The 12,043-nt window shown below is 50.2% G+C and carries 12 protein-coding genes and 1 riboswitch; all 12 genes read left to right on the top strand.

What is annotated here, in order from left to right; genetic code table 11:
- Positions 1–27: 27 nt before the first annotated feature.
- Positions 28–717 carry a Stp1/IreP family PP2C-type Ser/Thr phosphatase gene (locus HPY90_RS03015; RefSeq protein ID WP_287191014.1) on the top strand — a complete coding sequence of 230 codons (690 nt, stop codon included), beginning with the start codon at positions 28–30 and terminating at the stop codon, positions 715–717.
- Between the two features lie 21 nt (positions 718–738).
- The gene (locus HPY90_RS03010; RefSeq protein WP_287191011.1) at positions 739–2,580 is read left to right on the top strand and encodes a protein kinase domain-containing protein; all 1,842 of its coding nucleotides are present in this window, start codon (positions 739–741) and stop codon (positions 2,578–2,580) included.
- 106 nt (positions 2,581–2,686) lie between these two features.
- Complete coding sequence (gene rsgA / locus HPY90_RS03005) at positions 2,687–3,568, top strand: ribosome small subunit-dependent GTPase A (protein ID WP_013175049.1); 882 nt, start codon at positions 2,687–2,689, stop codon at positions 3,566–3,568.
- Entirely contained in the window at positions 3,565–4,221 is a 657-nt protein-coding gene (gene rpe / locus HPY90_RS03000) for a ribulose-phosphate 3-epimerase (RefSeq protein WP_287191007.1), read from the top strand. Before rsgA ends, rpe begins: the two co-directional genes overlap by 4 nt.
- Positions 4,222–4,493: 272 nt before the next feature.
- Positions 4,494–4,624, top strand: a riboswitch (FMN riboswitch).
- 121 nt (positions 4,625–4,745) lie between these two features.
- Positions 4,746–5,840, top strand: a complete 1,095-nt coding sequence (gene ribD, locus HPY90_RS02995) for a bifunctional diaminohydroxyphosphoribosylaminopyrimidine deaminase/5-amino-6-(5-phosphoribosylamino)uracil reductase RibD (protein WP_287191005.1) — start codon at positions 4,746–4,748, stop codon at positions 5,838–5,840.
- A 47-nt stretch (positions 5,841–5,887) separates the two neighbouring features.
- The gene (locus tag HPY90_RS02990; RefSeq protein WP_287191084.1) at positions 5,888–6,541 is read left to right on the top strand and encodes a riboflavin synthase; all 654 of its coding nucleotides are present in this window, start codon (positions 5,888–5,890) and stop codon (positions 6,539–6,541) included.
- A gap of 24 nt (positions 6,542–6,565) precedes the next feature.
- Positions 6,566–7,762, top strand: a complete 1,197-nt coding sequence (locus HPY90_RS02985; RefSeq protein ID WP_287191003.1) for a bifunctional 3,4-dihydroxy-2-butanone-4-phosphate synthase/GTP cyclohydrolase II — start codon at positions 6,566–6,568, stop codon at positions 7,760–7,762.
- 43 nt (positions 7,763–7,805) lie between these two features.
- Positions 7,806–8,267 carry a 6,7-dimethyl-8-ribityllumazine synthase gene (gene ribH, locus HPY90_RS02980; RefSeq protein ID WP_287190999.1) on the top strand — a complete coding sequence of 154 codons (462 nt, stop codon included), beginning with the start codon at positions 7,806–7,808 and terminating at the stop codon, positions 8,265–8,267.
- 45 nt (positions 8,268–8,312) lie between these two features.
- Entirely contained in the window at positions 8,313–8,738 is a 426-nt protein-coding gene (locus HPY90_RS02975; RefSeq protein WP_013175055.1) for a MarR family winged helix-turn-helix transcriptional regulator, read from the top strand.
- Between the two features lie 128 nt (positions 8,739–8,866).
- Positions 8,867–10,006 (top strand): acyl-CoA dehydrogenase, encoded by a 1,140-nt coding sequence (locus HPY90_RS02970; RefSeq protein ID WP_013175056.1) that lies wholly within the window; start codon positions 8,867–8,869, stop codon positions 10,004–10,006.
- Positions 10,007–10,302: 296 nt separating this feature from the next.
- Entirely contained in the window at positions 10,303–11,067 is a 765-nt protein-coding gene (locus HPY90_RS02965; protein ID WP_287190994.1) for an electron transfer flavoprotein subunit beta/FixA family protein, read from the top strand.
- 14 nt (positions 11,068–11,081) lie between these two features.
- Complete coding sequence (locus tag HPY90_RS02960; protein ID WP_287190992.1) at positions 11,082–12,041, top strand: electron transfer flavoprotein subunit alpha/FixB family protein; 960 nt, start codon at positions 11,082–11,084, stop codon at positions 12,039–12,041.
- The last annotated feature ends 2 nt before the right edge of the window (positions 12,042–12,043 follow it).

Here is a 12,043-nt window from a genome sequence, read left to right as displayed (position 1 = left end):
AACGGGGCTCGAGGTGTAGTTATGCAAGTGGCGGCGATAAGTGATACTGGTTTAGTACGGGGCAAGAACGAGGACCGGTTTTTGGCAAGGCCGAAGCAAGGGCTTTTTGCGGTGTGCGATGGCATGGGAGGGCACAAGGGAGGAGAGGTAGCAGCTAGCTTGGCTGTGGACGTGATTGATATGGGGTACAGTGAAAGCGAAGACCCGGTTTCGTCTTTTGCAGCTTGTGTTGATACGGCCAATCAGCTTATATTTAGCATTGGTAACCGTGTGCCCGAGTACCAGGGTATGGGTACAACCCTAACAGCCGTACTCGTTCGTGATAATCGTTTGTGGGTAGCCCACATCGGGGACAGCAGCCTTTACTGTTTATCGGGGGGAAGGCTCCAAAAGATAACCCACGACCATACCTTAGCCCAGAAGATGGTGGATCAAGGTTTGATGGCTCCGGCGGAAGGCAAGAAGCATCCGTTCAGCCATATCCTAACCCGGGCTTTGGGAATGGAGGTTTCGGTTGAGGCAGACTATATTTGCAGGACCCTGAAGAAAGGGGATTATATATTACTGGCTACCGATGGTTTGACTGATCTAGTTGAGGATAGGGAAATAGAGGAACTGATTAACCGGTTTGGAATAGAGTCGCATATTCACATGGTAAAAACAGCTCTGCAAAGGGGCGGCCACGACAACATTACCGTGGTATTAGTTAAGGTATAAGCGAATTGGGGGTACTCGGTTTTGACTAAAAGATTACTGCATAACCGATACGAGTTATTAGAGGAAATAGGCGATGGAGGGACGGCCATAGTCTACAAAGCCCGTTGCACATTGCTGGACCGTATCGTAGCGGTGAAGATTCTGAAAGAAGAACTGGCACGTGACCAGGCCTTTGTCCGCAAGTTCAGGAGTGAGGCCCAGGCGGCGGCCCAACTCAGCCATCCTAACATCGTGAACGTATATGATGTGGGGGAAGAAAACGGGTTGCATTTTATCGTAATGGAGTACGTGGAAGGCGTTTCTTTGAAAAAATACTTAGAGGAGCATGGGCCTCTAACGCCACAAGAAGCAGTGAGGATTGCCGTTCTTATTTGCGGTGCTCTGGAACAAGCACACCAGAAAGGGATTGTTCACCGGGATATCAAACCCCACAATATACTCATGACAAGTGACGGTTCTATTAAGGTTGCAGATTTCGGGATAGCCCGGGCTTCAAACAGCAGCACTATAACGTATAGCGGAAACATTATGGGGTCTGTTCATTATATCTCACCCGAGCAGGCCCGAGGGACCGCGGTAGGTGCTACTACTGATATCTATTCTCTAGGATGCCTGATGTACGAAATGCTGACCGGAAAGGTCCCTTTTGACGCGGAGAGTCCGATTACGGTCGCTCTGAAACACATTCATGAAGAACCGGTTCCTCTGAGAGCGATAAACAGTGCCATTCCGCCCAAGCTTGAGCGGATTGTGCTCAAAGCCATGGCAAAGGACCCTCATCTGCGTTTTCGAACGGCTACAGAGATGAAGCAGGCCTTGATGAGCCTGTCATATTCGGGTCAACTAATAGAACAGGAAGCTGGAGCCAACCTAGTAGCTGATCCAGCTTTTGGCACCGAAGGGGATGGTGAAATAATGTCTGCCAAGAGAAGGAAAATGAAGCCTATCGGCAAACTAGTGGTATTGGTCGCCTTAATCGGGCTTTTAGCCGGTTTGGTCTACGGGTTACGAGGCCAGTTCTTTGGCAAGGAGGTGGTGGTTCCAAGCGTTGAGGGGTATTCTACCAAGGAAGCATATGAGAAGTTAGCCGAAGTTGGTTTGAAAATTACTAAAGTAGGAGAGGAATATAACGATGAGGTTGAGGCCGGGTGCGTAGTCACCCAGGACCCTGCTCCTGGAAAAAAAGTTAAGGAGGGGCGGGAAGTCAGGGTCATATTAAGCAAAGGCCCGGAGATGGTGCGAGTACCGGACCTTACAGGGTTGGCTATAGCGGATGCCAGATTGGAGCTGACAAATGTGGGGCTGCGGATGGGAAATATCGAGTATGTTTTTGACCAGGAAGTTCCCGAAGGTGTCATTATTTCCCAGGAACCCCGGGCTAACCAGCGCCTAAAGGTTAACGAGAAGGTCGACGTTGCTGTAAGCAAAGGACCGCAACCTAATCAGGTCCAAGTGCCCAGTTTATTAGGTTTGTCCCTCGACGAAGCTAAGAGCCGTTTGGCGGAGAATAAACTGGTTTTGGGCTCAATCAGCGAACGTGAGAGCTTGGACTATTTCCCTGGTCAAGTCATAGCTCAGACTCCGGGAGCTGGAACCATGGTAACAGAAGGGCAAAGCGTTGATTTGGTAGCAAGCAAAGGCCCCGGTCCTTTGCCCCGGACGGTGCCGCTGACTTTTAGCCTGCCCGAAGACCAAGATTTCTACAAGGTAGTGGTAAAAGTGAACGATGCCAAGGGAGTGCGCGAGGCGGAGAGCAACGTGTACGTTGGAGGGGATGAAGTAAACCTGTCTTTGACCTGCTATGGAAAAGCGATTATCGAAGTGTATCTGGACGGTACGCTTTACAAGAGGTACTCTGCATAAGGGGGTTTGTGGGCGCTGATTTATCCTTTGGGGCGAGGTTCCATGATAATTCTTGGTGCCACTGCCGTCATCAGCGTCAAAAACCTGTCTCAATAAGGGGGAGAGTATGTCGGAGACCCAGCGGGAAGGTCTGGTCGTAAGAAGATACGGCGGTTTTTACTACGTGTTCACCGGCGAGGCTGTTCTAGCCTGTAAGCTTAGAGGAAAGATCAGGGATCAGGTTGTGACCGGGGATCGCGTGGTAATCACAGTCCTGGGAACGGGAACAGGAGTTGTGGAAAAAGTCCTACCCCGTCGCACCGAGTTGGTACGACCTCGTATTGCCAATGTAGATAAGGTATTCATCGTGTTTTCGTGCAATTGTCCGGAACCGAGCTTGGTTTTACTGGACAGGTTGCTGGTTTTGGCAAGCTGTCATGGCCTTTATCCTTACATAGTATTGAACAAATGCGACCTGGATCCTGCACCGCGGGCTGTAGATATTATAGACTACTACCCTCGAGCAGGTTACAAATTGATTCTGACCTCAGCCGTAAACGGCGAAGGTATTGACGAGGTTGTTAAAGAAGTCGAAGGTTCGATATCTGTTTTAGCCGGGCCTTCGGGAGTGGGCAAGTCTAGTCTCTTGAACGCCGTTTTCCCTGACAGATATCTCCCTACTCAAGAAATATCAGAAAAAACGGGACGGGGACGGCATACTACGCGCCATGTTGAACTTTTTTCTTTAGAAAACGGAGGCTGGATAGCGGACACGCCGGGCTTCAGTGTCATGGACCTGCCTCGCATGAAAAGAGAGGATTTAGCCCGGCATTTCATCGAGTTCGAGCCTCTGGCAGCCTACTGCCGGTTTGCCGATTGTTTGCACTATCAAGAGGAAAACTGTGCGGTCAAGGAATCGGTGTCCCGAGGGGAGATCGCTCAGTTCCGCTATCAAAACTATTGTTCTTTCTTAGGAGAGGTTATTGAAGCCGAGAGGTGTTATCGATGATATTGATTGCTCCTTCCATATTATCCGCCAATTTTGCCCATCTCGCGAGGGAAGTCAAGGTTGTCGAAAAAGCTGGAGCGGATTGGCTTCACGTTGACGTGATGGACGGGCACTTTGTACCTAATTTGACCATTGGGCCACAGGTGGTGAAAGATTTGCGCCAGGAAACTGGCCTTTTGTTTGATGTTCATCTGATGATAGACAACCCCGATGATTATGTTCAGGCCTTTTACCAGGCTGGAGCCGACATCATTACCGTCCACGCCGAAGCTAGTGTTCACTTACACCGGACTGTCAGCAATATAAAAAGCTTGGGAATAATGGCAGGGATAGCATTAAACCCGGCCACGCCACTTAACGTGCTGGATTTCATTTTGGGTGAGGTTGACTTAGTTTTGATCATGAGCGTGAATCCGGGCTTCGGAGGACAAGAGTTTATCCAAGAATCAACCCGGAAGATCTCCATGCTGCGTCAGATGTTGAACGAACGTGGCTTAAAGACATACATCCAGGTAGACGGAGGTATCAACGCCGCGACCGCCGCCCTATGTGTCCAATCTGGGGCCGATGTTCTGGTGGCCGGATCATATATTTTCAAATCGCCTGAACCGGAAAAGGCGATCCTAACTTTAAAAGAGACAGGTAATAACTAATTTGTTTGTATACATGATAAACTCTCGATAAGGAAGGTGCATTGTAACAGGAGTACCAGCCGTTCTGTAGAATTTCAGGAGGTTGTAGACGGTTTAAAACGTCCGGCCGCAGTGTTGACCATTTCGGGTGCGAGTGTTATCATCTTAACATAAATGTGATTTCACTGCCTAAACCCCTTCGGTTTACGAGTGAAATCACATGTGATTATTCTTTTTATAGTATCTGCGTAAATCAGCGTCTAAATAAGATTTAAATTTAATTAAAAGGATGACCTTTCCTTCGGGGATCGGCGAAATTCCGTACCGGCGGTGTAGGCGAAGAGCCAGTAGCCCGCGAGCCTTCGGGCAGGATCCGGTGAGAGTCCGGAGCCGACAGTGAAAGTCTGGATGGGAGAAGGAAGGATCGGTGGCTTATGCCCATAACAGGTCATAGCCCGCCGGACTTTTGCTTGACCAGAACACCCCGAGGGATTCGAGGTGTTTTTTGTTTTCTATCTAGTGTACTCAGGGGGGTACAGACGGTTGTGAGCATCGATGAGAAGTACATGGGGAGGGCAGTTGAGCTTGCTGTTCAGGCCTTGGGCAGGACCAGTCCTAATCCGGTTGTCGGTGCTGTGGTAGTGCTTGAGGGCGAGGTAGTGGGAGAAGGGTATCACCAGCTGGCGGGAACACCGCATGCAGAGATACACGCGTTAAACCAAGCGGGAGAACGCGCTCGAGGGGCTACTCTTTACGTGACTTTGGAACCGTGCTGTCATTATGGCAAGACTCCTCCTTGTGTAGATGCCATTATCGGCTCCGGCATAAAACGGGTGGTAGTAGCCATTCAAGACCCTAACCCGCAGGTGTCAGGTCAGGGGATAGCCAGGTTGAAAGCAGCTGGAATAGAGGTTGAGGTTGGGGTATTGGAGGAGGAAGCGCGCCGGGCTAACGAATTCTTTTTTAAATTTATCACTACCGGGATGCCGTTTGTCGCTTTAAAGACGGCGATGACTATGGACGGGAAAATAGCCACTAGGACGGGTGATTCGCGTTGGGTCACCGGAGAGAAGGCCAGGCGTTTCGTACACGAGCTAAGAAATATCTACGATGCCGTTTTGGTTGGAGTCGGTACTGTCCTCAAAGATAATCCTATGTTGAACACCCGTTTAGATGTCGCGGGCAAAAGGGATCCGATGCGGGTAATCTTGGATGGGAGGTTGGAAATACCTCTTGACAGTCAAATAGTCTTAACCTCGAACCAGCAGTGTACCCTGGTAGTCACGAGCAGGAAGGCAGATATAGGTAAGATCGCCGTTTTGGAAGACGCGGGGGTTGAGGTACTCCAGCTAGGTGATAAGCCTGACTTCATTCCTTTGGTGCCGGTTTTAGAGGAACTGGCTAGGCTCGGGGTTACCAGTATACTGGTAGAGGGCGGGGGACAAGTAAACGCTTCATTTTTAGAGGCAGGGTTAGTGGACAAGGTGTACTGGTTTATTGCTCCCAAGATCTGCGGGGGCGAGTCAGCTCCGACTCCAGTGAGGGGTACGGGAGTCGAGATGATGGACCAAGCCAGGAAACTTAGGCAATTTTATCTAAGCCGTTTTGATGACGATGTTTTAATTACCGGGTATTTCTAAAAACCAGGCCCAGTAGTGGGTTAAAGGACCAAAAGGAGTGAAGGGCTATTTTTACCGGTATCATCGAAGAAGTGGGAACAATAAGAGAAGTGAGAAAAGGCAGTTTTTCGTGTCAACTTGTCATCAAAGCCGAACAGGTCTTGGGAGATGTAAAGTTAGGAGACAGCATAGCCGTTAACGGGGTTTGCCTGACCGTAATCGATTTTGACCGTGACCAGTTCGTGGCTGATGTTATGTTTGAGACTCTGAAAAAGACAACCCTTGGTTACCTGAGGAGCGGGGAAAAAGTCAACCTGGAAAGAGCTTTGCGCCTTTCCGATCGACTGGGTGGCCACATCGTACTGGGACATGTTGATGGAGTTGGAAGGATAAAGGAACAAACCAAAGTCGATATTTCGGTTGTTACGAGGATTAGCGCTTCGCCCGATATCTTGCGTTATGTGATTCCAAGGGGTTCGATTGCGGTAGACGGGATAAGCTTGACGGTGGTGGAGGTGTGGCCTGATAGTTTTAGTGTTTCTCTAATACCTCATACCGCCGAAAAGACGACGCTAGGCTTCAAGAAGCCGGGGGACTATGTGAACCTTGAGGCAGACATAATCGGGAGGTACGTGGAAAGGCTGTCATGTTCGGGAGACAGGAGCTCTAAGGATGGCTCGGTAGATATTGATTTCCTGCGGGAACACGGCTTCGCTACATAGGAGGTAGTAAAGGGGGTTTAGATCATGTTCAATTCAGTCGAAGAGGCTATAGAGGATATCAAGGCCGGGAAAATGCTCATCGTCGTCGATGACGAGGACCGTGAAAATGAAGGCGATCTAGTAATGGCAGCAGAGAAAGTTACTCCTCAGGCTATTAACTTCATGGCCACCTATGGGCGGGGTCTTATCTGTGTGCCGATGAAAGGAGAGCGGTTGGATGAGCTAGACATCAGACAAATGGTTTTTGATAACACCGATAACCACGAAACCGCTTTTACGGTATCAGTTGATTACAAGACTACGAGAACGGGAATTTCCGCTTTTGAGAGGGCAGAAACTATCCAGGCTCTCATTTCACCCCAGGTCAAACCTTCTGATTTCCGGCGCCCTGGCCACGTGTTTCCTCTCCGATATAAAGAAGGCGGGGTTTTACGGCGGGCTGGACACACGGAGGCCGCTGTGGACCTGGCAGTATTAGCAGGCTTGTATCCGGCCGGGACGATTTGTGAGATAATGAATGACGACGGGACGATGGCGCGAGTTCCTGAATTAATGGAATTTGCGCGGGTTCACGGTTTGAAGATAATTACAATAGCCGATTTGATTCAGTACCGGCGCCGAAAGGAAGTCTTAGTAAGAAGAGTGGAATCAATACGTTTGCCTACCCAGTTTGGGGATTTTACGGCCGTAGCTTACGAGTCCCTGCTGGACGGTAAAGGGCACTTGGCTTTGGTTAAAGGTGAATGGAAAGAAGACGAGCCGATCTTGGTAAGAGTGCATTCCGAGTGTCTTACCGGTGACGTGTTTGCTTCCAAGCGTTGTGACTGTGGGGATCAATTGGCCCGTGCTCTGCAGATGATCGAAGAAGCCGGGAAAGGAGTTCTGTTGTATATGCGCCAGGAAGGACGGGGCATAGGGCTGCTCAACAAGATCCGGGCCTACAAACTTCAGGAAGAGGGGAAAGACACGGTTGAGGCTAATGAAGCTTTAGGCTTTCCGGCGGATTTGCGTGACTACGGAATCGGTGCGCAGATACTGGTAGATTTAGGGGTACGCAAAATGCGTTTGATGACTAACAATCCCAAGAAGATTCATGGATTGGAAGGTTACGGTTTATCAATGGTGGAACGGGTGCCGATCGAGATACAGGTGAAAAAAGAGAATGAACGGTACATGAGGACCAAGAAAGAGAAGATGGGGCACCTTTTAGCTACGATTTAATTTGTTCGCTTATTCATGATATCAAGACTTAGGGGGTTTAAGAGTGGCGAAAGTGTACGAAGGAAAACTGCTGGCTGAAGGGCTTCGTTTTGGCATCGTGGTATCCAGATTCAACGAGTTCATTACCCAGAAACTCTTATCGGGGTGTATCGACGGCCTTACCCGGCATGGGGCTTCGATGGAAAACATAGAGATAGCCTGGGTACCGGGTGCTTTTGAGATGCCCGTGGTTGCCCAGAAGATGGCTAACAAGGACTACGCCGCTGTGATATGCCTAGGGGCAGTCATCCGGGGAGCAACTCCCCATTTCGAGTACGTGGCGGCTGAGGTAACCAAAGGTATTGCTCAGGTGGGGCTGCGGGCAGGTATTCCAGTTGTTTACGGAGTCATAACCGCTGATACGATTGAACAGGCCATCGAGCGTGCGGGTACAAAGTCAGGCAACAAGGGTTTCGATGCCGCTCTTACTGCCATCGAGATGGCCAACCTTCTCAAAGAATTGTAAAGAGTGGTACCTGGCTTAACTTGAGTTTTGAAGGGGTTATGGAGAATGGAATTAGAACAGTGCGTGAATTTCGTGCTCACGAAGGCCCAAAATGCCGTTCATCAGCTGTTCAAGGCTGAGCTGGCTCCATATGGGGTCACACCTGGGCAATACGGGGTTTTACGATGTCTCTGGGACCAGAACGGGATGACGGCTAAACAGTTGGCTGATCGTCTCAGTTTAGACGGATCTACGATTACCGGTATCCTTGATCGCATGGAACAAAGGGGTTTGATAGAAAGGCATACCGACCCCAAAGATAGGCGGGCGTTGAAAGTAATGCTGACCGAACACGGGTTGCGGCTTAAGGAGCCGCTTACCAAGGCTATCGAAGAAGCCAATCGCAAGGCGCTGCGGAGTTTCAGCCAAGAACAGGCTCAACTTTTGAAAAAACTCTTAGATGAAATAAGCGAAACTACCACCACAAAATAGTTGGCATGCAATTAAATGGTTGACGAAATAGTGGCTTTTAGATAAGATAGAGATTAGGGAGGAAAGGCTGTCAGCCTTTCGATATTAGTCTGGCCATGGGCCAAGAACAGGCGAGAGGAGAGATGGTAATGGAGTTCAGGTTGACGGAAGAGCAGGAACTTATCCGCGCCAACATGAGGGAGTTTTGTCAAAAATATTTAGATCCGATCGCAGCAGAGATCGATGAAAACAGCCGTTATCCCGCAGAAGTTATCGCCAAGCTGGCCGAGGGAGGGTGGATGGGCATGCCTTGGCCGGCGGAGTACGGCGGAGCAGGTCTCGATTTTCTCACCTACACGATGGTCATCGAAGAAATATCCCGTTCATGTGCGGCAACAGGATTTACGGTTTCTTGCCACACTTCACTGGCGAGCGGTCCCATATATTTCTTCGGGACGGAAGAGCAAAAGCAGAAGTATTTGAAACCATTGGCCAAAGGTGAAAAGATAGGGGCTTTCGCCATAACTGAACCCGGGGCCGGAACCGACGTTGGGGCTGCAACCACGACTGCGGTTTTGGATGGTGACGAATACGTAATAAACGGTACCAAGACCTTCACTTCTAATGGACCTGTCGCTGACACCTTCATTATTTTCGCCTGGACTGACAAGTCCCAGGGACCCAAAGGGATGAGCGCTTTTATCGTACCCAAGGAAGCGCCCGGGCTAAAAGTGGGACAACACTTCTTGAAGATGGGGATCCGGGCTTCGCAGACTTCCGAAATAATCCTGAAAGATTGCCGTGTACCGAAGGAGAACCTGCTTGGTAAAGAGGGCGAAGGACTTAAGATCGCGATGGCCAGTTTTGACAATGGCAGGATCGGGATCGCGGCCCAAGCGGTAGGGATCATGCAGGCAGCTTTAGACGAATCCATCAGTTATTCTAAGCAAAGGGTTCAGTTTGGGAAACCCATAGCCAGACACCAGGCCATTCAGTGGATGATAGCAGACATGGCCACCGACTTGGCTGCGGCTAGGTTCCTTACCTATTACGCAGCTTGGTTAAAGGAGCAAGGATTACCGTACTCCAAAGAAGCTGCCATGGCCAAAGTTTTTGCTGCGGAGGCGGCTACGAAACATACTTCCAAGGCAGTTCAGATTCACGGAGGATATGGTTACTGCAAAGGGTTTAAGGTAGAGCGCCTAATGCGCGACGCGAAGATTACGGAGATCTACGAGGGGACTTCTGAAGCCCAGCGTATGGTTATTGCGGGGAACTTATTGCGGTAGTGTGAAAAAAGATAGATACGGGACCAAAGGCCCCTTTGCGGGTCACTACGAACCTGGTTTTGCCTGGTGACAGGAATATCCAAGAGCTTATGGGATGCCTTTGATATGGAGCTTATGACCGGATCAATTCCTGACTGTTCGTAAAGTAAAAGCTAACTGCGGGGATCCCGGGAATCACACTGTTGAAAGCTTTCCATGTCAAAGGCTTTACTGTTCACTGCAAAAACCCCCTCGGTTGGCACGTGGCGTAAATCAGCGTCTAAATCAATTTTTGAAACACAGGAGAGGCGATGTGCATGCCAGATATTATAGTTTGTTACAAATGGGTTATCGACTCAGCCGACATCAAGATAGCTCCCGATTCACGTGAGCTGATACTGGACCGGGTTGACTACCGGATAAGCGATTATGACCGCAACGCAATCGAAGAAGCGGTACGTTTGCAGGAACGGTATGGGGGAACGGTAACGGCGGTAACGGTTGGCACTCCCGCTGCTAAAAAGAGTCTCAAAGACGTTTTGTCGCGCGGACCGGAAAAGGCGTGTTTTGTCTATGATCCTGCTTTTGCCGACCTAGAACCCTCGCAAACTGCGGCTATCCTAGCTTCTGTAATCGGTTCTCACCTGAAGTATGATCTCATTATATGCGGGGAAGGTTCAGGCGACCTTTATGCCCAGCAGGTGGGGCCGCGTTTAGCCGAGAATCTGGGAATTCCTAGCGCGGCATTTGTTAGCAAGATAACCATAGAAGACGGTCACGTTATAGCGGAACGCAAGGTAGAAGAAGGCATCGAGGTGGTTTCCATGCCACTGCCAGCTCTGGTGACGGTTTTGCCGGAGATAAACACCCCTAGGGTCCCCGGGTTGAAGGATACTTTGGCAGCTGCCAAAAAGCCGGTGCTGGAGATCAAAGGGGCTGACTTAGGGCAATTCAAGCCCTGCCTGCAAACGGTGAAGGTTCTGGGGGCCAAGATGGAACGGCAGGGAGAAAAGTTCGGTGCTGAACCGAGCGAGATCAGCCGGTTCATAGGGGCTCTGTTTAAAGAAGGAGTAATAGCTTAGGGGAGTGACTGCAAATGGCAGGAGTCTGGGTTTTAGCGGAGACAGAAGAGCGTATGTTTGAGCTTTTGGGACTGGGGAAGGAGTTGTCAAAGCAACTGGGCTGCAAGCTTTTTGCCCTGGCATGGGGACAGCAAGACGATGGCCGGAGATATATTGAGCACGGTGCCGACGAGGTAATGTTGATGGATCCCCCTGGCAGCGACCAGCCTTTGATTGCATATGTTCCTGTAATAGCTGAAGAGGCTAGAAACCACGATCCGGACGTAATATTGGCCGCCGCGACGGCTCGGGGCAAAGAGTTGGCTGCTCGGCTGGCAAGTGCCTTGGGGACAGGTCTTGTCAGCGAATGTACTTTTTTCAGGCTGCGGGAAGATGGGAAGACTTTTGACATGGAGAGGATGGTTTTCGGAGGGGCTGCTGTGCAAACGGTGACGTGTGTTACTCGCCCGCAGATGGCTACAATTCCTCCAAGGTGTTTCAGCAAAGCCTTACCTGAATCCGGGCGGCAAGGAGAGATACGGGTTTTGCCAGCTCCTCCCCCCTGCCCCGTGCGCGTTGTCGACAAGAAGCCGAGGGCCCAGCAGGCCGGGAACATAGAAGAGGCGAGAGTAGTTATCTGCGTCGGGCGCGGCCTAGAAAAAGAGGAAGACTTAAAGCTGGTTCGGGACCTAGCCGAAGTCGTGGGCGGAGAGATTGCCTGTACCCGTCCATTAGCTGAGGAGTTGAAATGGTTGCCCGAAGAGACGTATGTCGGACTTTCAGGCAAGAAAGTGAAGCCGGATCTGTATGTCGGAGTAGGCGTTTCGGGTCAGGTTCAACATACTACTGGAATCCGCGATGCCAAGATAATATGTGCCATCAACAAAGATGAGAATGCTCCGATTTTTAGCATGGCGGATCTGGGTATCGTCGGGGACCTCTACCAGGTTCTGCCTGAGCTCACTAAACAATTGAGAGAAGCTATTAAGAGATGAGG

The organism is Syntrophothermus sp., assembly GCF_013314835.1.
GTDB classification, from domain to species: domain Bacteria; phylum Bacillota; class Syntrophomonadia; order Syntrophomonadales; family Syntrophothermaceae; genus Syntrophothermus; species Syntrophothermus lipocalidus.
Note: the sequence above shows the minus strand (reverse complement) of the source record. Positions and strands in the feature narration are given on the sequence as shown.

Coding starts and splice junctions, on each gene's coding strand:
- HPY90_RS02965 (WP_287190994.1), top strand. CDS start 10,303: ATGCCAGATATTATAGTTTGTTACAAATGGGTTATCGACTCAGCCGAC.
- HPY90_RS02960 (WP_287190992.1), top strand. CDS start 11,082: ATGGCAGGAGTCTGGGTTTTAGCGGAGACAGAAGAGCGTATGTTTGAG.
- HPY90_RS02985 (WP_287191003.1), top strand. CDS start 6,566: ATGTTCAATTCAGTCGAAGAGGCTATAGAGGATATCAAGGCCGGGAAA.
- HPY90_RS02970 (WP_013175056.1), top strand. CDS start 8,867: ATGGAGTTCAGGTTGACGGAAGAGCAGGAACTTATCCGCGCCAACATG.
- rpe (WP_287191007.1), top strand. CDS start 3,565: ATGATATTGATTGCTCCTTCCATATTATCCGCCAATTTTGCCCATCTC.
- HPY90_RS02975 (WP_013175055.1), top strand. CDS start 8,313: ATGGAATTAGAACAGTGCGTGAATTTCGTGCTCACGAAGGCCCAAAAT.
- rsgA (WP_013175049.1), top strand. CDS start 2,687: ATGTCGGAGACCCAGCGGGAAGGTCTGGTCGTAAGAAGATACGGCGGT.